21 protein-coding genes and 1 pseudogene are annotated in these 23,191 nt (G+C 39.5%); 14 read left to right on the forward strand and 8 right to left on the reverse strand.

Annotated features, from left to right (window positions below):
- The first annotated feature begins 33 nt into the window (after positions 1 to 33).
- On the forward strand, positions 34 to 1,185 hold the full coding sequence (locus AN392_RS13300; RefSeq protein WP_055012986.1) for a murein transglycosylase domain-containing protein: 1,152 nt from the start codon (positions 34 to 36) through the stop codon (positions 1,183 to 1,185).
- Positions 1,186 to 1,190: 5 nt separating this feature from the next.
- Here the strand turns inward: AN392_RS13300 and AN392_RS13305 are convergent, their stop codons facing one another.
- Positions 1,191 to 1,409 carry a hypothetical protein gene (locus AN392_RS13305; protein WP_036981490.1) on the reverse strand — a complete coding sequence of 73 codons (219 nt, stop codon included), beginning with the start codon at positions 1,407 to 1,409 and terminating at the stop codon, positions 1,191 to 1,193.
- A gap of 135 nt (positions 1,410 to 1,544) precedes the next feature.
- On the opposite strand from AN392_RS13305, the gene AN392_RS13310 reads away from it, so the two are divergent.
- Positions 1,545 to 2,786 (forward strand): multifunctional CCA addition/repair protein, encoded by a 1,242-nt coding sequence (locus AN392_RS13310; protein ID WP_055013001.1) that lies wholly within the window; start codon positions 1,545 to 1,547, stop codon positions 2,784 to 2,786.
- A gap of 18 nt (positions 2,787 to 2,804) precedes the next feature.
- Here AN392_RS13310 and AN392_RS18640 read toward each other — a convergent pair whose 3' ends face one another.
- The 3 genes from AN392_RS18640 to pdsR all read right to left on the reverse strand — a co-directional run bounded on the left by AN392_RS18640 (position 2,805) and on the right by pdsR (position 5,917).
- On the reverse strand, positions 2,805 to 2,960 hold the full coding sequence (locus AN392_RS18640) for a hypothetical protein (protein WP_200882073.1): 156 nt from the start codon (positions 2,958 to 2,960) through the stop codon (positions 2,805 to 2,807).
- Between the two features lie 132 nt (positions 2,961 to 3,092).
- On the reverse strand, positions 3,093 to 5,228 hold the full coding sequence (gene pdsS, locus AN392_RS13315; RefSeq protein WP_055012987.1) for a proteobacterial dedicated sortase system histidine kinase: 2,136 nt from the start codon (positions 5,226 to 5,228) through the stop codon (positions 3,093 to 3,095).
- A complete protein-coding gene (gene pdsR, locus AN392_RS13320) occupies positions 5,222 to 5,917 on the reverse strand; it encodes a proteobacterial dedicated sortase system response regulator (RefSeq protein ID WP_008111124.1) in 696 nt (231 codons plus the stop codon). Before pdsR ends, pdsS begins: the two co-directional genes overlap by 7 nt.
- Positions 5,918 to 6,143: 226 nt before the next feature.
- On the opposite strand from pdsR, the gene pdsO reads away from it, so the two are divergent.
- From pdsO to AN392_RS13335, 3 genes are read left to right on the forward strand one after another with little or no spacing between them, the layout of a single operon-like run.
- Positions 6,144 to 6,869 carry a sortase-associated OmpA-like protein PdsO gene (gene pdsO / locus AN392_RS13325; protein ID WP_055012988.1) on the forward strand — a complete coding sequence of 242 codons (726 nt, stop codon included), beginning with the start codon at positions 6,144 to 6,146 and terminating at the stop codon, positions 6,867 to 6,869.
- A gap of 25 nt (positions 6,870 to 6,894) precedes the next feature.
- Positions 6,895 to 8,895, forward strand: a complete 2,001-nt coding sequence (locus AN392_RS13330) for a marine proteobacterial sortase target protein (RefSeq protein WP_055012989.1) — start codon at positions 6,895 to 6,897, stop codon at positions 8,893 to 8,895.
- Positions 8,892 to 9,497 carry a class GN sortase gene (locus AN392_RS13335; protein WP_036981504.1) on the forward strand — a complete coding sequence of 202 codons (606 nt, stop codon included), beginning with the start codon at positions 8,892 to 8,894 and terminating at the stop codon, positions 9,495 to 9,497. The genes AN392_RS13330 and AN392_RS13335 overlap by 4 nt, the downstream gene beginning before the upstream one ends.
- On the opposite strand, the gene AN392_RS13340 is transcribed toward AN392_RS13335, so the two are convergent.
- A complete protein-coding gene (locus tag AN392_RS13340) occupies positions 9,392 to 10,351 on the reverse strand; it encodes a DMT family transporter (protein ID WP_055012990.1) in 960 nt (319 codons plus the stop codon). The two genes, AN392_RS13335 and AN392_RS13340, sit on opposite strands and share 106 nt — an antisense overlap.
- 131 nt (positions 10,352 to 10,482) lie before the next feature.
- On the opposite strand from AN392_RS13340, the gene proB reads away from it, so the two are divergent.
- From proB to gltX, 3 genes are all read left to right on the forward strand, one after another.
- The gene (proB, locus tag AN392_RS13345) at positions 10,483 to 11,586 is read left to right on the forward strand and encodes a glutamate 5-kinase (RefSeq protein ID WP_054201823.1); all 1,104 of its coding nucleotides are present in this window, start codon (positions 10,483 to 10,485) and stop codon (positions 11,584 to 11,586) included.
- Positions 11,587 to 11,692: 106 nt separating this feature from the next.
- The gene (locus AN392_RS13350; RefSeq protein WP_008111110.1) at positions 11,693 to 12,052 is read left to right on the forward strand and encodes a glutathione S-transferase N-terminal domain-containing protein; all 360 of its coding nucleotides are present in this window, start codon (positions 11,693 to 11,695) and stop codon (positions 12,050 to 12,052) included.
- Positions 12,053 to 12,102: 50 nt separating this feature from the next.
- Complete coding sequence (gltX, locus tag AN392_RS13355) at positions 12,103 to 13,587, forward strand: glutamate--tRNA ligase (protein WP_055012991.1); 1,485 nt, start codon at positions 12,103 to 12,105, stop codon at positions 13,585 to 13,587.
- 57 nt (positions 13,588 to 13,644) lie between these two features.
- Here gltX and AN392_RS13360 read toward each other — a convergent pair whose 3' ends face one another.
- Positions 13,645 to 14,496, reverse strand: coding sequence for a CPBP family intramembrane glutamic endopeptidase (locus tag AN392_RS13360; RefSeq protein ID WP_055012992.1), 852 nt, complete (start codon positions 14,494 to 14,496; stop codon positions 13,645 to 13,647).
- Between the two features lie 87 nt (positions 14,497 to 14,583).
- A complete protein-coding gene (locus AN392_RS13365) occupies positions 14,584 to 14,979 on the reverse strand; it encodes a hypothetical protein (RefSeq protein WP_055012993.1) in 396 nt (131 codons plus the stop codon).
- A 156-nt stretch (positions 14,980 to 15,135) separates the two neighbouring features.
- Between AN392_RS13365 and AN392_RS13370 the strand changes: the two genes are divergently transcribed.
- From AN392_RS13370 to AN392_RS13385, 3 genes are all read left to right on the forward strand, one after another.
- A complete protein-coding gene (locus tag AN392_RS13370) occupies positions 15,136 to 15,840 on the forward strand; it encodes a DUF3581 domain-containing protein (protein WP_016900441.1) in 705 nt (234 codons plus the stop codon).
- A gap of 91 nt (positions 15,841 to 15,931) precedes the next feature.
- Positions 15,932 to 17,179: a DEAD/DEAH box helicase gene (locus AN392_RS13375; protein WP_055012994.1), complete on the forward strand. Its 1,248-nt coding sequence runs from the start codon at positions 15,932 to 15,934 to the stop codon at positions 17,177 to 17,179.
- 939 nt (positions 17,180 to 18,118) lie between these two features.
- Positions 18,119 to 18,856 (forward strand): hypothetical protein, encoded by a 738-nt coding sequence (locus AN392_RS13385; protein ID WP_055012996.1) that lies wholly within the window; start codon positions 18,119 to 18,121, stop codon positions 18,854 to 18,856.
- Positions 18,857 to 19,337: 481 nt separating this feature from the next.
- Here AN392_RS13385 and AN392_RS13390 read toward each other — a convergent pair.
- Positions 19,338 to 20,382: pseudogene (locus AN392_RS13390) on the reverse strand (IS110 family transposase).
- Positions 20,383 to 20,575: 193 nt separating this feature from the next.
- Here AN392_RS13390 and AN392_RS13395 point away from each other — a divergent pair.
- From AN392_RS13395 to AN392_RS13410, 3 genes are all read left to right on the forward strand, one after another.
- A complete protein-coding gene (locus tag AN392_RS13395) occupies positions 20,576 to 21,448 on the forward strand; it encodes a DUF2971 domain-containing protein (RefSeq protein WP_055012997.1) in 873 nt (290 codons plus the stop codon).
- A 300-nt stretch (positions 21,449 to 21,748) separates the two neighbouring features.
- A complete protein-coding gene (locus tag AN392_RS13400; RefSeq protein WP_055012998.1) occupies positions 21,749 to 22,441 on the forward strand; it encodes a hypothetical protein in 693 nt (230 codons plus the stop codon).
- Between the two features lie 257 nt (positions 22,442 to 22,698).
- Positions 22,699 to 22,911 (forward strand): hypothetical protein, encoded by a 213-nt coding sequence (locus AN392_RS13410; RefSeq protein ID WP_055013000.1) that lies wholly within the window; start codon positions 22,699 to 22,701, stop codon positions 22,909 to 22,911.
- The last annotated feature ends 280 nt before the right edge of the window (positions 22,912 to 23,191 follow it).

Here is a 23,191-nt window from a genome sequence, read left to right on the forward strand (position 1 = left end):
AATGAGGATTTATTAAGTTTATTAGGATGTTGTGTGAAAAAGTATGCGTTTATACTTTTGCTAGTTGGCTTAAGTGGCTGTAAATCACTGTCGGGTTTACCGCCCGTTGTTGATTTAAATAAACTGGTAAAGCAAGTAAAAAACGACCCTACTGACGTGGTTGCAATTCACAAGCAAGCACAAAAAACACACCGTTCTATTAAGGCACAGGTTGGTAGCGTAAAACAGCTTTTAGCCGCATTAGAAAGCGTTGTTGGGCGCAAGTGGGGTAAACAAAACACTCAGCAACCTAGTGCCAAAAAATACGTGAAATACAGTAATGATTACCAAGCTCGTGCCATTATTGATTTTGAGCAAGGCACTGTAAAAGTAGAAACCATCGCGTTAAAAAATACAATAAGCTTGTTACAGCAGGCCATTGTTATGACCTTACTGACCTCTAGCGATCCCGATAAAACCGATATTTTTACCAGCGAAGCGCCAATTTTAGAAGGCGAGCCGTTTTTATACCAACAAGTGCTCGATCAAGATAAGTTACCCATAAAATATAGCTGGCGTGCTAATCGATTTGCGCGTTATTTAGTAAATAATAATTTAAAAAAGCAACGTCAATATGGGCACGTTATTTCGTCGGTTAGCTTTGATTTAGTAGAGCAAAATGCTCATTTAAGAAAGCAAAAGTACAGTGCTTATGTGCTGGCGGCTGCAAAAAAATATCAAATATCGGCAGCACTTATTTATGCCATTATTGAAACCGAAAGTAGCTTTAATCCACATGCGGTGAGTTCATCCAATGCCTATGGATTAATGCAAGTGATCCCGGCTACCGCAGGGCGCGATGTATACCAAAAAATAAAAAAAGTATCCGGGCAACCAACCAAAGCTGTATTGTTTAATCCAAAACATAATATTGATATTGGCAGCGCCTATTTAAGTATTTTAAAAAATAACTACTTAAACAAAATTAGTACCGACAAAAGTAAGCACTTTGCCATGATCTCGTCTTATAACGGCGGGGCGGGTAATGTACTGCGCATATTTAATAAAAATAGAAGTGTGGCGTTTTCACAAATAAATCAGCTTACAGCAAGCCAGTTTTATAATATTCTCACCACTAAGCACTCACGTGCAGAATCAAGACGCTATTTATACAAAGTCACTAAAGCAGAAAAAAACTATCAGTAACTTATTTACTCATCATTTTCTTGTTGTTCACTTTTGGCTGCCATTTTAAAGGCTACTATTACTAAGCCAAACATAGCAAATGGGATTGCAGCTAACAAATACTCAACCAAATGGCTGTCTTGAAAATTAGCCTGTAGCAAGAAATGCCCTGCAACACACATAATAATAACCACCAAAAGGATGGGTAGTAACATAAGTTCTTTTTTTGCTGAGTGGTTTTTCATTCGCTGTTAGGTATTAAAAAATAATGCGCTATTGTAATGAGCTTAATAAAGCTTGGCAAACAACACAGATTTTTTAATGACTATTAGGTATGATTAACATCAAAGAAAAGCTTAAAAGTAGTGGTTGGGAATAAAGTGCAACAGAGTTTAAAGCAAGTTTACCTAGTGGGTGGAGCAGTGCGAGATAAACTGCTAAACATACAATCAAAAGATAATGACTATGTTGTTATTGGTGAAACGCCAGAGACAATGGAAGCGCTCGGATTTTTACCCATTGGCAGCGATTTTCCGGTTTACTTACACCCAAACACTAAAGAAGAATATGCACTAGGGCGCACTGAGCGTAAAAGTGGTAAAGGTTATACCGGCTTTGTGGTGGATGCCAGCCCAAACGTAACTCTTGAAGAAGATTTAGCACGCCGAGATTTAACCATTAACTCTATGGCACTAGATGAAAACGGCACTATTATTGATCCATTTAATGGTCAAGCTGATTTAAAAAATAAAATACTGCGTCACACCACCCAAGCATTTGTAGAAGACCCTGTTCGGGTATTGCGTATTGCTCGCTTTTTAGCGCGTTATGGTAGCGACTGGTCTATTCATCCAAGTACTACTGCATTAATGCATGAGCTTAAAAATAAAGGCGAGTTGGAACATCTAGTACCAGAGCGAGTCTGGCTTGAAACAGAAAAAGCGCTTGGCGAAAAACACCCTGAGCTTTATTTCCAAGCATTAGATGGGTTAGGTATTTTTCCTGAAATAGAACAGATGAAAAATACCCCGCAGCCGGCAAATCATCATCCCGAGGGCGATGTGTTTGTCCATACTATGCTAGTGCTTAGGCGAGCAGCCGATTTAGGCTTCAACCTAGAAACACGTTTTGCTGCTTTAACCCATGACTTTGGTAAAGCGCTAAGCTATAAAAAACGCGGTAATTTACGCGGCCATGAACGTGAAGGGGTTGCTGTAGTTGAGGCCTTTTGTGAACGTTTAAAAGTGCCTAATCGCTTTCGTGATATAGGCGTGCTCACCAGTGATAACCATACCCTTTGCCACACACTTGAACAGTTAAGACCGCAAACTATTCATAAATTAATCGTCACTAATTTAAATGCGCTAGTGCATCCAGAGCGTTTTATTGCTTTTACTCAAGCGTGCCAGTGTGATGCACAAGGACGAGGCGAAACGCTGGTGGATAAGCCCTATCCACAAGCCGCTAAATTACGTGCTATTCACAACGAACTACAAAAAATGGATAAAAAGCAGATAGTGCAAGACGCGCTTAAAAACGGCAAAAAAGGCCCCGAAATAGGCGAGACGGTCAAGCAGGCAGAAATAGACTGCATTAAAGCGTTTTTACAGCTTAATGGCTAACTTGTAAGATTTATGTAGTTAAGCACTACGAGCTAAAACCTCAGCTTGCATGGCTTGTTTATTACTTACCTTGGGCTTTTTAGTCGCGCCCTCTTGAGCATGGTTATTGGCTGCATTAGGGCGATATAAATCGAAAATAAACTCTATTTCTTCGGGTTCTAGTAACTCTTTCATTTTGACTCCTCCTAGGTGAATAGACTAAGGCTGAGCAAATGAATTAAAAGTGAATCGTTACACTTGAGTGTGTATTAAATTGTAACTGCAAAGCTTTAAAATAAAGCGGTTTATAATTAAACCGCTTTTTGTTTAATTATTTAAAGGCAGGTTCACGGTAAACACCACACCGTTGCCTTGCTCATTATTGTGTGCCGTTACTGTGCCGTTATGGTAATCGCATACTAACCTGACAATATATAACCCTAAACCCAAATGCGGCTGTTGCTGCATTTGTTGGCTGCGCACCGATACCATAGAATCAAAAATATGTTCAGTAAGCCCCTCAGGGAGCAAAGATCCGGTATTACCTACGGTTAAAACGGCTTTGTTTTCGCTTTGCTTAAGGCTGACTTCAATTGCAGTGTTAGCTTCACTAAATTCCAAGGCATTATTAATCAGCTTATCGAGCAGTTGCGCTATAAATTCAGGAGCACCTTGCATCAATAGTGTGCTTTGGCAAATGTTGAGTGTAAATAACTGGTTAGGATAAGTAAGTTGATAGCCCTGCATACAGCCACTAATTACTTTTTGTAAATCAAACGACTCCGGCTCATTGCTTTGAATACTTTGCTCAAGGCGGGTTGCCTCGCTCATGGTGGTAATTATTTTTCCTAAGCGCTCAACCCCTTCGCTAGCACGTTCAAGGTATTTTTGACTCAGTTCACTTTGCTGCAAGCTTTGTAAGTTTTCAAGAGATGAACGGACAACTGCAACCGGTGTGCGCAGCTCGTGAGATAAGCGCGACGACATATTTTCTAAATAATCGGTATAGCCACCAAGTCGGCTCACTATATTTGAAAAGCTACGCGACAGGTCGCCAATTTCGTCATTGGCATCGCTGTAATTTATATGACCTGTTACTCGTCCTTGCGCATCAATGGCTTGCTCTGCTGTGTCTCGTAGTCGTCTAATACGGCTCGATATACGCGAAGCAAAAAAGAACAAAGTGACTGTGCCAATTAACATGACCGCTAAAATCACATTAAATAGTTTTTCCAGCGATTTATTACGCAGTGTACGCACGCCATTGGTGGTTTCTTCAGCTATAACTGCCCCAATCACCTTATCCTCAATCCAAATAGGATACGCAGCCGATAATATCACCGCTTTGTTATCGGGAGTGAGCCGCCACGACGAGGCCGGTTTGCCTTTAAGTGCTTTGGCTAAATGAGCGCCTTGCATTGAAGCTACATCGTGTAAGGTATCTATAAATTCATCTTCAGGGCGCGTTAAAATTTTATAATACAAAGGATGTAAATAGGCCTGTTCAAAGCGCTGCCACGCAGTTTTTGGCGCTTGATTTTTTAGCCCATCGGCCCATACACCATCGGCATTTTGAATACTGCCCGATTGCGCTAATACACGGTGATGATTATCGACCACCCAAATGCGACTGCCGCTGTGGCCCATGCCTTTTAATATACGGTTTATTTCAGGGGAGGGCACCAGTACCGAGCCTAAATCATTCGGGTTATTTAAGTTCGATGTAGACATAATACTAGGGGGTTGGTTTGGTTGTTTACTATCAACATCGGCAATGGCAAATCCTAGTTTATTGCCAAGCATACTCAAAGGAAAGCGCAGCTCAAGGTTGTAACCTGTTTCAGTTTGTTTAAAGAAACCCTGAATTTTAGTAAAAGGCATTTTACTGTTGGCATCAAATGCGTTGACCCAGCCATCTTGGCGCGGAGCAATAATATAAGTATTAAATTGTCCATCAGGGTTTTTTAGGCCAATTTTTATGTAATCGTTATTGGTAATGCTGAGGCTGTTTTTAGCACGGTAAATTACAGTGTCATCTGTGACTTTAAATACAGCATATAAGTAATTATCAAACTTACCTACCATATGGCTAAATGATAAGTTGCTCAGTTGATGGTTATCATCGGCTGTTTGTAAGTAGCGTTTGTCATAAAGCCAAAATAGCGATTGGTAAGCGTCCCAGTCGCTGAGTTTACCATCGAGCTGAATTGGGCTTTTTAAATTATAAGCATAGAGATCGCGGCCTTTTACAACTTGGTCTAAAAAGTTGGTTTGTTCGTCAAATAAAGCGGGACGTTCGTGCAGGGCCGTTGCCAGTGCGCGTGTAGTACCTACGAGCGTTTTTTCTTGGCCTTGGCGTAAAAACTTTTCCATTTCCCATACGTATTCGTAGCCTAACCATGGCAACAAAAACAAAAAGCATGAAAGTAGAATAAATTTACTGCGTAGGCCAAATCTTAGCATGTGGGTTGCTCCCACCTGTAACCCATGCCATACACGGTATCAATGCAGTCAAACTGGCTATCGAGTGCTATAAACTTTTTGCGAATGCGTTTTACATGAGAGGTAATGGTGCTGTCGTCTACATAAATTTTAGCATCGCTCATTAACTCATTACGGCTTTTAACGTGCCCTGGTCGCTGAGCGAGTGAATGCAGCATCCAAAACTCAGTCACGGTTAAATCAACCAACTGTTGCTGCCAAAGCACCTGCATGCGTTGCGTGTCGAGTGTTAGTTGACCGCGAATTATTAATGCGTTGGCATCGGCGGGTTGCTCTAATGCTTCCATGCGGCGAAATAACGCACCAATACGCGCGGCTAAATGCGCTAAGCTAATGTCTTTAGTTAAGTAGTCATCGGCGCCCATGCGCAGGCCGCATACGGTGTCTATTTCGCTGTCGCGAGCGGTTAAAAAAATAATTGGTAAGGTTTTAGAAAGTGAACGCAGTGTTTGGCACAGTAAAAAGCCGCCATCTATTTCATGGCCTAAGCCAATATCAACAATGGCTAAATCGGGGAGTGCTTCTTTAAAAGCTACTTCTGCTTGAGGGCGGTTTTCATAACCACTTACCTGATAGCCTTGAGCGCTCAGCATTTCTATGTAGTTTTCGCGAATGGCAGTTTCATCTTCAACGATAGCTATTTTTTTCATTCTACACACCCTTATTTATTTTAAAGCGCACTATAACGAAGTTTTCGTGCTAAGTAAGGTGAAAAAGGCAATTGCCATTTTTTTGCCACAATTGCTCAGCAGTTTGCCATTTTTACTCCCCTTTGTTGCCACTTCATGGTGTTTTAATACAGCTATTGAAATTACCAATACAACGCAAGTGCCAACCAATAGCTTGCCAACCATTATTAATAGTAAGGAATAGATCATGAAGAAAACATTAATCGCACTTACACTTGTTAGCACTTTTTGTACGCCAGTATTTGCTGCGGATACCCCATCAAAAGAAGCAAAAAAAGAAACAATTGTTGGCCTGAGCACCGGTGCCATTATTGGTGGTGTTGTTGGTGGGCCAATCGGCGCGTTTGTAGGCGCATTTGCTGGTGGTTTGATTGGCGATGCCAAGGTAGCTGAGCAAACCATTGCTGAGCAGCAGCAAGCTTTAACTGTAATGACAGAGAAAACCAACGACTACCAGCACGTACTTAATCATAACAGTCACCTAGAGGCGCAACTTGAACTACTGGCGCAACAAAATGAGCAATTAACGCAATCGCAGCTTAATAATTTATTGGCGATGACAGTGCAATTTAAAACAGGCTCTAGCGATATTGCTCCACATTTTGCCAAGCAGCTTGATCAATTAGTTGCGTTATTAAAAAGCCAACCGCAACTCGCACTCGATTTAAGTGGCTTTGCCGATCAGCGTGGTGAAGAGCAAGCAAACTTATTACTTTCAAAAGCCAGAGTAAACGCCGTACAAAGTTACTTAATTAAACAAGGTGTAAGCCATATACGTTTAAGCGCACAAGCATTTGGCGAGCAGCAAAGCATAGCAAACAGTAACACCCTTGAAGATAACTTTTTTGACAGACGCGTTACTCTCACTACCCGTGCGCTAAATCAAACGACTGACCAAACAGCAAGCAATTAACAGCGTGCGTTCGAGGGAGTGATTTATGTTGAGTAAACCCACCAAAGTGCTTACCAAGGTAAGCCTTTTTATTTTTATTATCATCGTGCTTTTAGCCAGCTTTAAAAGCCATGCACAGTCGCCAAAACTATCCTTGTTTGATAGCCAAGGAGTGGCGGTTAACCCTGGGGTTATTTTAAAAAGCGATGCAAAAATGACCCTAACAGGGCTAATTAATCATGTTGTAGTAACGCAGCACTACATAAATGAAAACCCTTTTGCCGTAAATGCACGTTATGTATTTCCTTTACCCGATGAAAGCGCCGTGCAAGCAATGACCATGAGCATTGGCGAGCGAGTTATCAAAGGTAAAATAGCAAAAAAACGCCAAGCTGAAAAACAGTACCAAGCTGCCAAAAAAGCAGGCAAACAAGCTTCATTGCTGCGACAGCAGCGTGCAAATATGTTTATTACAAATGTGGCAAATGTAGGGCCAGGAGAAGAAATAGTTATAACGCTTGAGTATCAAGAGATTATTGATTACCAACACGGAACCTTTGCGATTCATTTTCCAACCACAATTACGCCACGCTATCATGCAATAACAGGGGAAGTTAACGATGATCAAGATACACATGCGATAAAAAGCGCTAATGCACCTTTGTTCACTCCACAGGGTTGGTTAAGCCCTGTTTACACAAAACAAACCAATGAGGCGACAAATGCCAGCGATTTAAGCTTAACAATTAACATGGATATAGGCTTAGAATTGGTTGATATAAATGCTAAGTACCATCAAATTAATGTTGAAAACCCTGCATTTGGGCAATACAGCATTGCGCTAAAACCACAGCAAGCCATAAATAGAGACTTTGTACTTGAGTTTAAACCACTTCAAATAGCGCAAGCGCAAGCTGCACTTTTTACTCAGCAAGCACAAAATGGTGAGCAGTATGCGTTAGCAATGTTAATGCCGCCAAGCGATAGCTTTACTCAATCTCAGCGTTTACCGCGTGAAATGGTGTTTGTAGTTGATACTTCTGGATCTATGCATGGGCAGTCTATTGAACAAGCTAAAAAAGCGCTGTTTTACGCATTATCATTATTAGATAGTGATGATAGCTTCAATATTGTCAGTTTTAATAATGAGGTTGCAGCCATGAGTGAGACCCCATTAATTGCCAGTGACTTTAATTTACGTCGCGCAGAGCGTTTTATTTACAACTTACAAGCCGATGGTGGAACTGAAATAAAAGGCGCACTTGATGCAGTACTCGATGGTGCGCAGTTTGAAGGGTTTGTACGCCAAGTGGTGTTTTTAACTGATGGTAGCGTAAGTAACGAAGATCAGTTATTTAAACATATTGCGCATACCTTAGGTGATAGCCGTTTATTTACTGTGGGCATTGGTAGTGCGCCTAACCGTTATTTTATGCGTCGTGCCGCTGATATAGGTAAGGGAACTTACACCTTTATAAGCAGTGCTCATGATGTGCAGCCGAAAATGCAGCAGTTGTTTGATAAACTTGCTCACCCGGCTATGACTAATTTAGCGTTAACAAATACAAATGGAAGCAGCTTAGATTTTTGGCCCTCACCTTTGCCTGACCTATATTTTGCTGAGCCTATTATGGTGGCTATTAAATTAGACACTACCGATACAATTACTTTTACGGGGCAAACTGCGCATGGGGAGTTTAAGGTTAAGCTTAATCCGAAAGCAAGTTCAAAAGCCACTGGAATTGATAAGCTTTGGGCACGGCAAAAAATAAAGTCGTTATTGTTATACAACCAACAAAGTGTTGTAAAACAGCAAGTGCAGCAGCTCGCGCTTGAGCATCAATTACTTAGCCCATTTACTGCGTTTATTGCCATAGAAGAGACCACTATTAAAGAAGTTGCTAAACAAAGCACACAAGTGGCTAATACTATGCCACAAGGAATGACCATGCGCTTGCCGCAAACAGATGGGCAAAGCAAAATACATATTGTGTTTGGAGCATTACTACTTCTAGGTGGTCTTTTGTTAGTAAGGCGCTGTAAATGAAAAAGTGGCTAAGCATAGGTTTACTTGCCTTAGGTTTGAGCTTGTTTGGCCATGGTGTATACATGCAGGCAAAGGCGTGGCTTGCACAAGTGTTAATAGAGCAAGCTTGGCAAACGACCCTTAAATCGCCCAATAAAAAAATTAAGCCATGGTTTTATGCTGATAGCTACCCGGTGGCACAAATAATATGGCCAAAGCATAACAAACGACTAACCGTGCTTGATGGTGCAAGTGGTAGAAACTTAGCGTTTGCGCCGAGCCACTTTTTACCTGCTGGGGAGTTAGGTGGGGCTGATTTTGGTAACTCGCAAGGAGCACTTATTGCTGGCCACAACGATACCCACTTTGCGTTTTTAAAAAACGCTAAAGTGGGGGAACAATTTTCTCTACAACTTAAAAATGGCCAAGTGCAGCATTATTCAGTGACTCATGTTGAGGTAATTAATCAGTACAACACCGATTTTTTGCAGCAATCAGGGTTGTATTTATTAACCTGTTACCCTTTTGATTCGCTGGCCTCGGGTACCGATTTAAGGTGGTTAGTGTCGGCAGAAATATCCTCACCCGAAGTTGAGTTAGGAATATCAACCACTAGTTCTTGATGGCGTTGACTAATCATTACGCCTATAAACACCACAAATATGCTGATCCACTGGCCAAGAGTTAGTACTTCGTTGAGGATAATGGCTGACAAAATTAAAGTGAAAATAGGGATTAAATTAGAGTAAGCCGCTGCGGTTAACACCGACACTTTACTAATCGCGTAGTTGTACATGCCGTACCCACCCAAAGTAACACAAGAGCCTAAGTACAAAATGCTCATTAGTGCGGTTAAATCGTGTTGATTTTCATTGGGTAGGTCAATAAATAATAAAAACGGAGCAAAAAACAAACTACCACTCACGCCTTGCAGAGCAATCAATGTGAGTGGGGAATAGCGGTTAGCTAAATGTTTTATACACACGGTATAAAATGCCGCGCACACCATGGCCATTAATTCTAAAAAATTTCCCAGTAATGGGTTTGGGGCTTGACTTGAGCTGGGTGAGAGCAAGGTCAGTAAAATACTACCGCCAATACACAGCGTAAAACCCACCACAATAGCTTTACTAATATGCTCTTTGAGCATGAAAAACGCTAAAAATGCCACAATAATGGGTAAACAAGAAACAATCACCCCCGCCTGAGATGCAGAGGTATATTCCATTGCGTGGCCTTCAAATAAAAAGTACAAGCAAGGCTCTGCCAGCGACATGCCTAATAAGTACTTCCAATCGCCTTTTAAATATTCAAAGCGAATTACGTAACGCCATAAACATAACGAAATCAGTAAAGTGGTGAGCATACGTAAAAATATCACCAAGGCAGGGTCATAAATCGCAATCGCGTATTTAAGTGCAATAAAGGAGCTACCCCACAAAAAGGTGGCAATAATTAAACATAAACTGGCAGGCATAAGGCGTAATTTAAACGGTTGAATATAGTGCGATCCTAGCATGCAGAGGGGGTGATTGAATATTTTTTACTTGTTCAAAAATACCGAACTGGTATAAATAAATTCATCATTTATTGCGCAAAGTAAAAAACATGCAAAGGGATCAGGTCGTAGTTGTAAAGCTAGGTACAAGCGTACTCACTGGCGGTACCGATAAGTTAGACAAAGCACATATGGTGGAACTTGTTCGCCAATGCTGTGAGCTAAAAAAGCAAGGTCATCACGTTATTTTGGTATCAAGCGGTGCGGTTGCCGCAGGTCGCGAACAGCTATTAAAACCCTGTGGGCGCACATTAATAGACAAACAAATGTTGGCCGCCATTGGACAGGGGCAACTCATTCATATTTGGCAAAGTTTATTTGCGTTATATGGCGTTAACGTCGGGCAAATGCTACTAACGCGCGCGGATGTTGACGACAGGGAGCGTTATTTAAATGCCCGCGATACCCTCAATGCCTTATTAAATTATGATGTAGTGCCGATCATTAATGAAAACGACGCAGTTGCTACTAGCGAAATAAAAGTAGGTGACAACGATAACTTGTCGGCATTGGTGGCTATTTTAGCCAATGCCGACAAATTACTGCTACTGACCGACCAACAAGGGTTATTTACCAGCGATCCGCGCACCGACATTAACGCCACCTTGATTGACGAAGTTACTCATATTAATGATGAGTTACGCCAACTTGCTGGTGGCAGTGGTACAAACCTAGGCACAGGGGGCATGGCAACCAAGCTACAGGCCGCAGATATTGCCAGAAGAGCTGGGGTTGAGGTGATTATTGCCAAAGGCGCTGATGAAAACGTGATTTTAAAATGCATGAGCGAGCAACTACCAGGCACCCGTTTTTTAAAACTTACCGCGCCTAAAGATGGCCGAAAAAAATGGTTATTAGCAGGGCCTAAAAGTAGCGGCCAAATTTTAATTGATGCCGGTGCGGTGCATGCATTGCAATCTAAGGGGGCTAGTTTACTTGCTAAAGGCATTACGCGTGCAATAGGTGAATTTGAACGTGGAGATTTAATTAACTTAATTGATGTAAACCAGCAAATTATTGCACGCGGGTTAACTCGCTTTAGTCATCTTGAAATCGATAAAATAAAAGGCGCACACTCTAATCAAATCAGCCATTTACTTGATTACGATAGCGGCGTGGAAGTGCTACACAGAGATGATATGGTGGTGTTGTAATTAAGCACTTTTTTAACGATATAGCGCAACGTATAATCCGCTTATAGTGTTGCGCTTTTTTGTGTTAAAATCTTGCACCTTAAATTTGTTGTAAAGAGTATTGAAGATGAAATTAGTTCGCTGGGTTTTAGGTTGTATCATCTTATTTTTTAATTTTGTTTTTACGCCGCGTAGCAAAAAACGTGATCCGCAAGAGCAAACTAAGCTTGATCAGCAAACCGCACAATTTAAGCTCTATCAATTCAAAGCATGCCCTTTTTGTGTAAAAGTGCGCCGTTCAATTAAGCGTGAAGGCTTAAAAATTGAAACACGCGATGCAAAAAATGATGAGCAATACCGCCAAGAGCTATTAGAGCAAGGCGGAAAAGTTAAAGTACCTTGTTTACGTATTGAGCAAGATGGCCAAGTTAAATGGCTTTATGAATCAAACGATATTATTGCTTACTTAAACAAAGTAGCCGCTTAAAATATTTATTGGTATTTCATACCATCTCACTTATTAAAAGAGACATTACCATGACAATTCGTACCCGTGTTGCTCCGTCACCAACTGGTGACCCGCATCTTGGCACCGCTTACATTGCCTTATTTAATTACTGTTTTGCTAAACAGCAAGGCGGTGAATTTGTACTTCGTATTGAAGATACTGACCAAGTTCGTAGCACACCAGAATCTGAACAAGCCATCATGGATAGCTTACGCTGGTTAGGCCTTGAGTGGGATCATGGTCCTGATGTAGGTGGTGAATTTGGTCCATACCGTCAATCTGAGCGCAGTGATTTATATAAAAAATACGCTCATCAGTTAGTTGAAGACGGCAAAGCATTCTACTGTTTCGCAACCAGCGAAGAACTGGACCAAATGCGTGAAGAGCAAATGGCCGAAGGTCTGCGTCCTAAATACGATGGTCGTGGCTTAAACCACACAGAAGACGAAATTAAAGCAAACCTAGCTGCTGGTAAACCGTACGTTATACGTATGAAAATCCCAAGCGAAGGTACCTTTAAGTTTAACGATTTCCTACGCGACGAAATTGAGATCCCGTGGGAAAACGTAGACATGCAAGTGCTATTAAAAGCGGATGGTTTTCCAACGTACTTTTTAGCTAACGTGGTGGATGATCACCATATGCAAATTAGCCACATTTTCCGTGGTGAAGAGTGGATAAACTCAGCGCCTAAGCTATTAAAACTTTATGAAGATTTTGGTTGGGAAGCACCGGTACTAGGTCACTTACCATTACTGCGTAATCCAGATAAATCAAAACTGTCTAAGCGTAAAAATCCAACGTCTATTAATTACTACAAAGAAATGGGTTACTTACCAGAAGCGGTACTAAACTACTTAGGCCGTATGGGTTGGTCAATGCCTGATGAGCGTGAAAAGTTCACCCTTAATGAAATGATTGAACATTTTGACATGAAGCGTGTATCGCTTGGTGGCCCAGTATTCGACGTAGACAAGTTAAGCTGGTTAAACGGTATGTGGATCCGCGAAAACTTAACTGATGCAGAGCTAATGCAGCGTTTTGTTGACTGGAAATTTAATGGCGACATGCTGGCTAAAGTCTTACCTGAAGCTAAAACGCGTATAAATACACTCTCTGACATGGTTGATTTAGCAGGGCACTTTGTAGGCGGCATCCCGACTTACGACCCAGCGCTATTAACAGCCGGTAAAGCTGATGAAGATGTTATTCGCCAAGCATTACAATTTTTTGTATGGCAGTTAGAAGGCTTACGTAGCTTTGAAAAGCCAGCTATTTTTGCAATTGCAAAAGAAGTAGCCACTTTCCACGAGCTTAAAATTAAAGACTTCTTAGAGCCTATATTTGTGGCTATTACCGGCAAAACATCATCAACTTCGGTATTAGATGCAATGGAGATTTTAGGATCAGATCTATCGCGTGCACGTTTACGTGTTGCGCTTGCCCATTTAGGTATTTCTAAAAAGCAGGCTAAAAAAATAGAACGCGCATACCGCGATTACCCAAGTGCGTAATCGCGTATATAGATTCAAAAGCCGCTTAATTTAAGCGGCTTTTTTGTGCCTGTAATTCTAAGATGGAGTTGCCAGCATAGGGTAAGTAAATAAGAAAAAGTGAAACACATTAACGAGCCAATGACATAAAATGGCCCATTCTAATCGGCTAGTTTTATAGTAAATATAGCCATAACCAAAACCTGCAACGGCCGCCACAAGCATATAATGAGTACCCGCTGAAAAGTGTGCCAGTGAAAACACACAAGTACTGATCACCGGTGCCAGTAATGCAAATCTGCTCGGGGTTATTAGTTTTGAAAGCTTAGTTTGTATCACCCCCCTAAATAATGCCTCTTCTGCAACGCAGGTAAAAAGTAGGTTGATAGCTATAAATAACAACCAAAATTCAGGTACTTTTGGCGCAAATTCAACAAGGCCCAATATTAAAGCAGTTATAAGCGCCGCTAAAATGGTGATAGTTATAATTAAAATAGGGTAGCCGATAGTCACTGGCTTTATCGTTTTGTTTTTTGCAAAAAAATAAGCGCTCAGCATTAAACCCGCTAATGCTTTATCAAAATTAGCATACAGGGTAAATGCAATTGCGTTACTGGTGACTTGTTCATTAACAACAATTGGCAGGTTATTAAACCCCGCAAACCAATGTAAGGCTAACCCGAGTGAGGCTGTTATAAATAAAGACGTTAGAACATTACGTTTTAACGCTGAGCTTGCCATTAGCGTAAAGTGAAACAACCCCACATAAACAGCTATAACAGCAACCGCGTTTAAATTTATATATTGTTGATAATAGGCAGTAATAACACTTAGCAGTAATAAGTATTGCCATAATGGTTGGCGAAATACAGTGAGTTTACACTGTGGGAAAACACATAAAATAGCGGCAGCTAAAAAGTAAAAAGTCATTGGCAAATACAGCTTGTTGTTTGATAGGGGAAATGAGAGAAAACGAATTACATAGCGTTATAGTCTCAATTAGATAATTCAGAGCTATTAATAATTATAGGCTTGTCTGGTACAAATAACGGCTAAATCACAATTGTAGCGGGATACTGATTGGCACTGCTCTAGTGTAAATGCATTGCCACCTAAATAAAGCACATCGTTTTTAAGGGATTCTATAGCTTGTGATTTCAAACGGTTATAGCTAATTGAGGATGTTCGCGTATCATCTGATACATCGCAGCTTTCGCCTTTTATTCCACCAAGGGGGCTTGCACCTCTATCGAGAGCGTCCTGAATACTGTAAAACTGCTCTAGGCCACGTTTTTTAATGTGGCTTGAAACGTGTTCTGATAAAGCCTCGTCGTCGATATTGGTTGTGTAAGTAACGTTACTACAGCCAGTTAAAAATGAAACCGCACATATTAATAAAGAAAAATACTTCATTAGTTAATCCCTTAAACTCGTATTTGCCTAATTTACTTAGTTAATTAGCGGGTTGCAAATTATCATTTTTCGCCTTTATTAAACAGATTCGACCTCTCAAGATTTTTTTTCTGGTAGTATAGCTAGGTTATAAGCAGTTTAAGCAGTGAACACACTATGTTAAGTCCTTACTATCAGCAGCATGCTGATTATGTTTCAATTTCTCGTGAGCAAGGTTGTCGCTTTGCTAAATGTGTAGCCGACGACTACAACCCGCTTCATGATAAAGACGCTAAAAAGTTTTGCGCACCAGGAGACTTACTTTTTTCTCTAGTGTTAGACCGCTATGGCATTAGTGAGCGAATGGAGTTTACCTTTGCCGGTATGGTTGATGAAAATACCAAGCTAAATTTTCCAGAACAACCTGGAGAAGAGTTTGATGTAAACCATGGCGAAAAAGTAATTTTAAAGGTTAAACGCGACGGTAAAACCAGTAAATGCCCAACACTTACAAACAGTTTAATAAAAAATTATGTTGAGTTCTCAGGTGCTGCGTTCCCGCATGTAATTATTCCTTTAATGGGCAAGCAAGAGGTAATGATAAACCCTGCGCGCCCTATGATTATTTATGAATCAATGATAATTAACCTTAATAACATTGATATTAAATCACCGACCCTAGAGTTTGCAGAGCCAAGCTTTGAATACGCTGGCAAACGCGGCAAAATAACCTTGCGCTTTAATTTACTCGAAAACGGCGAAAAGGTGGGTTTTGGTGAAAAACACATGGTGGTATCGGGTATTCGTGAATACTGTCAAAGCACCGTAGATGATTTAATTGCATTTTATAATGAGCGTAAAGCCACATTAAAACCGGCTTAAATACTTCATTTTACTTAGGCGCTATTTAGCGCCTTTTTTATTACTTAAGCTCAGGTATAATAGCGTTCTTTGTTATTTTAAAGCCAAGCTTATGTCTGCCACATCGTTCTCATCACTAGCCCTAGACCCGTTACTATTAACGGCAATAGAGCAAAATAATTACACTACGCCTACCGCCATTCAGCACAAAACGATACCGCCAATTTTAGCGGGCAAAGACGTTATGGGCAGCGCTCAAACTGGTACTGGTAAAACAGCCGCTTTTGTTTTGCCGCTATTACATAAGCTTTTAAATACCACTAAAAAAGACGAACCAGGCATTGCCCGTGTGGTTATTTTAACGCCCACTAGGGAGCTTGCTCAGCAAGTATTTGCAAGCTTTGAAAAATACGCACAAGGTACAGATATAAAAGGTGCACTTGCCTATGGTGGCGCAAGCATTGGCCCACAAATCAAAGCACTTAAAACAGCGCAAGTAATAGTGGCAACGCCAGGGCGCTTACTTGATCATATAGTGAAGGGCAGTGTGGTGCTTTCAAGCGTGGACTCTTTGGTGTTTGATGAAGCAGACCGTATGCTTGATATGGGTTTTATTGACGAAATTAAACGAATACTGCGTCATATCCCAGGCGATCGTCAAACCTTACTGTTTTCCGCCACCTTTGATGACAGTGTATTTGAGCTGAGTAAAAAATTGCTCAAAGACCCTGAACTTATTGAAGTTGATAAGCGCAACTCTGCTGCTGTAGAGGTTGAACAAGTTATTTACGCAGTAGATGAAGACAGAAAGCGCGAACTGGTATCGCACATGATTGGCATGAAAAACTGGCGCCAAGTACTTATATTCACCCGCACAAAACAAATGGCCGATAAGCTTGCCAAAGAAATGTGTAAAGATGGTTTAAAAACCGAATCTATTCATGGTGATAAATCACAAGGTGCTCGCGACCGCGCTCTTCATAACTTCAAAGAAGGCAGTACGCGTGTATTAGTAGCCACCGATGTAGCCGCGCGCGGTTTAGATATACCGGCACTTAAATATGTAATTAACTTTGAATTGCCATACATAGCTGAAGATTATGTGCATCGTATTGGCCGCACAGGACGAGCTGGCGAGCAAGGCCTTGCAATGTCGTTAGTGAGTTTAGATGAGCAATGGCTACTTGAAGAAATTGAAGTACTGCTTGATACGCGTTTAGCCCCACAATGGCTTGAAGGCTATGAGCCCGATTTAAATAAACCACCTAAAGATAACCGCAAAAACACTAACAAAGCGCGTAAAGATCGCGATAAAAAACGTATTACAGGGCAAAGAGCGCCTAACAGAAGACGTAAATAAAAGCGTTCAGTTTTTAGCTATCAGTTGTCAGTAAAAAGAGCCCAACACGGCGTTGAATTTAGCGCCGTGGTTTGTTGCATCTTCTTAATTCACTACCTCTCCCTGTTAGTTCTTTTTAGCACACAGCTTAAGTGTTAAGTCATTGTATTGTTTACATGTAATCAATAAAGTGTAATTATTTTGTCGAGAATGAAATCAGGTGATTAAAACGTAAAATATAAAAAAGGAAGTGAAATTGGATTATCTCAATTGGTTGAAAAAGGAATACACTGAGCTAGGTAATGTGTCAGACGAAACTATTAATGCTCATATAAACTCAGCCAAAATGGACTCTCAGCTATTTAGGGAGTTTATCAAAGTCTTAGGGTTTTTAATTTTTGTGGTTCCATTCAATTTGTATCTGTCTATTTCAGAGATAGTCACGTTTAATAGTGCTTACTATTGGCTTATTGTGATCTTTTCGAGTTTTATTGGGGTTTTTGTTGCATTGTATTGCGAACAAACCTTAATTAAGAAACAGCTAAAAAAAACAATCCGCGATAAACACAGTAATAAAATATAAATTTAAAAAGAAATTGACCGGCGAATTACATTATAAAAATAAAAAGGCAAGCCATATAGGTGTAGTAGCTCATATCTGATCTTACAGCTGAGGAGAATTAGTTTAGATTTCACCTGACAAGCTGCTATGAGCGAGAAGCGGAAACTGAAAAAGTTAAATCTATTCTAGTGCTTTGAGTAGAAATCTAATTTTGTCCGATAACATTATTAAACGCCGTTTTGGGGCAAAATAACATGCTTAATTCCTAGCTCTTTTAATTACTTATTTACAAAGGTAATTATTGGTGAAATTATCATGGTATGTAATATACGCCGTTTTGGTGTGTTATAAACCACCAAAACGGTGTTCAATAAGCTGTTATATTGTAATGGAGTCTTATGCACAAGCATACATTCATAGATCGGTATTTCCATAGTCAAAAAGAACTCCTAGATTTTCGTTCTTCTGATGAACGAGATATTAACACCCTATATTCATATTTAAATAACCTTCATTCAGTTGCTGACAAGTTAAAAGATCTGTTTGATTGTAATATCAAAAACTCTCCCGAATTTAAAATACTACGACTTATCAGAAACTATTTTCATCATGTAGGTGATGTTGATGAAGTTCGTCTAATTGCCGTGATTCCTGAACATGTGCTAATCAGTCATACACAAAATATTATTATTCCGTTAGAAACCTTTGCTAAAAGTGTTAAATCTTTTATTGATAATAATGTTGTAGAAGGACGTAAGGACTATCAAAGAAAAATGGACTTTGTCACAAAAGAGTTATCAATTATCGGTGAATGCTTTAGTTATTTAAATGACATTCTCACCAATATGAAAATGTGCTGTGATAAACCAAGCTTAAAACTCGATGGGGTTGTTTATGAACTCGGTTTTGATATGTATAAATTCGTTTATAACATCACTAATTTGATTGCGGATTCTTGTAGAAGTATTGATGAACTTGCATGTAAAACTGTGATTACAAGCCTTGATGAGTCGTATACAGTAGAGAATAACATTGGAAAAATTGATACGTTGTATCACCCAGGTAAGATGAAAACACCAGTGACTACAATGAATGGAATGATCTACCCTAAAAACAGCATCGAGTTAGCAATATAACACATATGAGCCTTAACTCTGTCAATAGGCATTAGTGTTCTTTTTGACCGTTTTTATAAATTGACGGTCAATTCTAAACCAATAAACAAATTCGTTTACTTCGTCTGTCGATACGGCTGTTAAGCAAGTAGCTTACGGCAAACACATATAGAGGCTCTCTTATTGCGATCTCATCGCAGCCAGGTTTTTCCCATATCCTTTTGGGGTTGCTGGGGCACTAGACATTCATCGGTTAACCTCATCATGGCACTATTCAAGGCGGCTGGTTTCATCATTATGATCCAGTTAGTTTAAGGCTCAAGTCAGGTGTAAGCGGCTTTGTTTATTGTATTAATGCACGCGTACTGAGCGTCTAATCAAGACAGGTGGCTTAGGTCTGTAGGCATATAATCAGGTAAAACCTTGTTGGTTATTAACTCACCCAATTGATTGATGCTCAGCCTTAAATCCAGTTAGATGTTCAGCTCACTCAGTACCGTGACTAACTCTTTAAGAATTTTGCTTCATCGAATACCGTCTCTTTTTTAAGCATGTAATAAACACAGCGACCAAGCTTATGTGCAAGCGCTGCCAGTGCTTTGGCTTTGCTCATTCGTTTTTGTAGTTTTTCAAGGTATTTGTTAGCGTTATGATTGTGGCGCAGCAGTAATACGGCAGCTTCCGAGAAAGCCCATTTGAGATGTGCATTGCCAATTTTATTACCTTGGGTGCAATAGGTTTTGCCAGCAGACTCCGCTTTGCATTTGACCAACCGACTGTATGAAGCGAACTTTTGTACGCTTGAAAAGCGATTGATATCACCAATTTCGTAAATAATGGTGAGTGCAAGAATACGGCCTATACCATTAATTGTTTGCAAAATATTAAGGTGAACAGGGTTGTGTTGCTTGGCCATTTGTTCAATATAATGCTCTAAAGGCTTAAGCTCATTGTGATAGCAATCGAGTATGGCCATATTTAAATTAATAGATCGTTGCACAACGGGATCAGGGAAGTAATAGCGCATCTTTTCTCTGTCGCAAACGTTCTTTAAGTTAACATTGTGGGCAGGTAAATTGTACTGGCTGGCAGTATTGGCTACATGGGCTTTTAAATCAGCGCCATGACGAACAATTTTGGTTCTTCGCCGTAATAAGTCGCGCGTAGCACGCATATCTTTGTCATACACATAAGCGAGTGGAAAGTTACCACCACGGATAAGTTTGGCTATTTTATACGAATCTATTTTATCGTTTTTAGCTTTACCGCCATGAATTGCCTTCATGTATAGGGCATGACCTAGAATAAAGTCGATAGTGTGCTCTTTGCAAAAATCAGCGAATCAATACCAGCAATGCATGCACTCCACGCCAACAACAATATCGCTAATGTAGGGTTTAAGTAGCTTTAGTAGTGCTTCGGGGTCATCTTTAATTTTTCTTGTGAACAAGGATAAGTCCTGTATTATCAATGATACAGACGTAAAGCAATCGCGCATGTAAATCGATTCCACAATAATATGGATGCATGTTATTGTAAAAGTTCATTGAGCTTTCTCCTGTAAGGTTGGTTGCCTTTTCAGCGTAGCGAATAAACGCGATGCTGGGGAGGAGGCTCAATGAGTATCAAGGCGCTCAAAACGGACTGCGTAAACCTGTCATCTTTTTTGTTCCAAAAAAGCTGCCAGCTTTACTGCGCCGTTTAGCTTAGTGTTAGCTGTTCAATGGTACCTATCAATATATGAATAAATTTAATTATTACTCAGATTATTTAAACCAAAAAAGGCCTAGTGAGCTATGTCATTATACTTCGTATGAAGCTTTAAATAATATTGTAAAACAAGATGGGAAATTGTCTTTTTGGGTAACTGAAATTAGTTATTTAAATGACCATCAGGAATTTTTTCATGGTTTTGGCTTTCTAAAAAAAGCTTATGAAAAGCTAAAAAAAGAGAACTTAGAAAATCCTAAAGTCACTCGATTTTTAGACTCCTTATCGCCTTTTTTTATTTTTAGTGAAGGAATTGGTTCTAACCTTAGCTTTTCACAAAACTCTGGTGTTTTTGTATTATCGTTCACTAATGAAAAAGATTTGCTAAGTCAGTGGCGTGCATATACTCCAAATTGTCATGGTGTATCTATTACAGTTGAACCAAATTTTAAATCAAGTCACTCAAACAATAGTCTTTTATATCCCGTTATTTACAATGATAAATTTAAGTCTGAATATGCCGAGCATATTCTTAAGCTTGGTATAGATAAATGTGTCGAGTTTACAGAAGATAATTCTTTCATTAATCAAAATGTATCATCAGAAGTTATTATGCAAATGAAAGCTGCATGTACATTGATGAAAGACTCTAGTTTTAGTGAAGAATCTGAATGGAGATATGTAGTTTACGGCGAGATCCATGAAAATATTTGTTTACGCAGTTCAGAGTATTACCTAATTCCATATGTTAATTTAAAAATTGAAAATGAATGCTTTAAACAAATTGTCATAGGCCCTAACCCACACTCAGAACTAAGCAAAAAATCAATTGAGCTTTTGTTATCTAAATCAGGATTACAGAAAGTTAATGTGGTTAAATCAACCATTCCTTATAGAGGGTAAAACAGCTAATAAGGCATTTAAACGGAACTAAAACAGAGGGGTAGGTTTCGCTTCGCTACACATTTCAACCCACTACTCTAGTTCTCTTAGTGCGGTGTTATCAATGTCTGCAATTGGCACTTTTACGAAGTTCGGCTGAGAGCGAAAACCAGTTATTGAAAAAGTTAAATTTATTCCTGTTTTGATGAGTCGAATCCTAATTTTGTTCGATAACATTATTAGCCACCGTTTTTGTGTTTTATAAACTATCAAAATGGTAATTATAAGATGTTATGTCTAACAGTTAACTCATAGGTTTGTATGTTCACTAAGAAAGAAGATGTTTCAGAAGTTACTTTTAATTTAAACCTATTAACAGATAGGTTCACGTATGAAATTAAATACCTGCGGGAATATATGAATTTCTCTTCACAGTCTGTAGAGGAAAGAACGGAAAGTTTAGGAGATCAAATATATCAAGATTCAATCGATAACCCGGAGCATGAGGCATTACTTCAAGAAATGTTTTTAGAAGAACAAAGGGCCATAAATAGTTATCTATATCATTCTTCAATCGTTTTGGTTTATACCGTTTTGGAAAGTACTTTGGCACAAATATGTACAGAGGTTAAATTCAAAGTAAAAGCAGATTTTTCATATGATGGCCTTTCTGGAGGAAATATAATTAAAAAAGCAGTTGAGTACTTAAAAATAACTGTTGGGTTGCCATTTTCATCTATAGAGCATATATGGCCTCGAATAGGACAGTTTCAAAATCTGAGAAATGAAATTGTGCATCAAAATGGAAAATTCGCAGGTAAAAACGCAGACACGATAAGGCAAAATAAAAACAAAATGCTGAATATGTTTAACTCCTTGGAGCTTAACGAAAGTGAGACTCAATTCTATATTATGAGTGAGCATTTAGTTTGTGAATTTATAGATCGAACAGAAGCATTAATTCAAACAATTATTAGCGATATCGAATCAAAAACGTATGTCATATCAAATTAAACGGAATAAATTATTAACACTATAAATCATGCAAATAATCGAGATATTTAACTCCCTGAAACTTGAAGCTGCTTGTCGGGTATTAGCCGATACTGAGCGAGGACTAACTGGCCCTGAAATAGGTTGCCTGATTCAAGATTGCAAAATTAAAGATGTCACTCCTTCAATAACGAAATTAAAACGCGCAACGTACTCTGCGGCAATCAAATTAGAAACAGCTCAGCTTTGTAGTTGACTACTAAAGATAAGGATTTCAAATGAAACCACAAACATTAGCTATGTTTATTATTGGCGTAATATCAATTTCAGTATCTATATATCTTGGTTTAACATATGAGAAGTCTACCTTTATGAAATCATGTAAAATAGAAATGGCTAAACAATTTGCTAATAGTAAAGTTATGGCTAACAAACAAGATGTTGAATGGGCATGTGAAACTATGTATATAAATAACGGGAAGCTTTATTAAATAAGCCGTTTAAAAGGACAAAAAACAGTTGGCTTTTGCTCCTTCGTCACCTATTTTACTGACTCTTAACGAGGCGTTGCTAATGGCTGCTTTTGGCACTTTGCCGAAATTCAGCTTTGATAAAGTCCTACAGTTCAAACCTGACAGATCAAGTTAGTACTTATTAAAATAAACGAAGCTAACCACTTGAATTGGCTTATTCGATGTCGCTTATCATTGTTGCCCGAACCCCGAACCCCGAACCCCGAACCCCGAACCCCGAACCCCGAACCCCGAACCC

The organism is Pseudoalteromonas sp. P1-16-1b (assembly GCF_001401785.1).
Classification (GTDB): Bacteria; Pseudomonadota; Gammaproteobacteria; order Enterobacterales; family Alteromonadaceae; genus Pseudoalteromonas; species Pseudoalteromonas undina.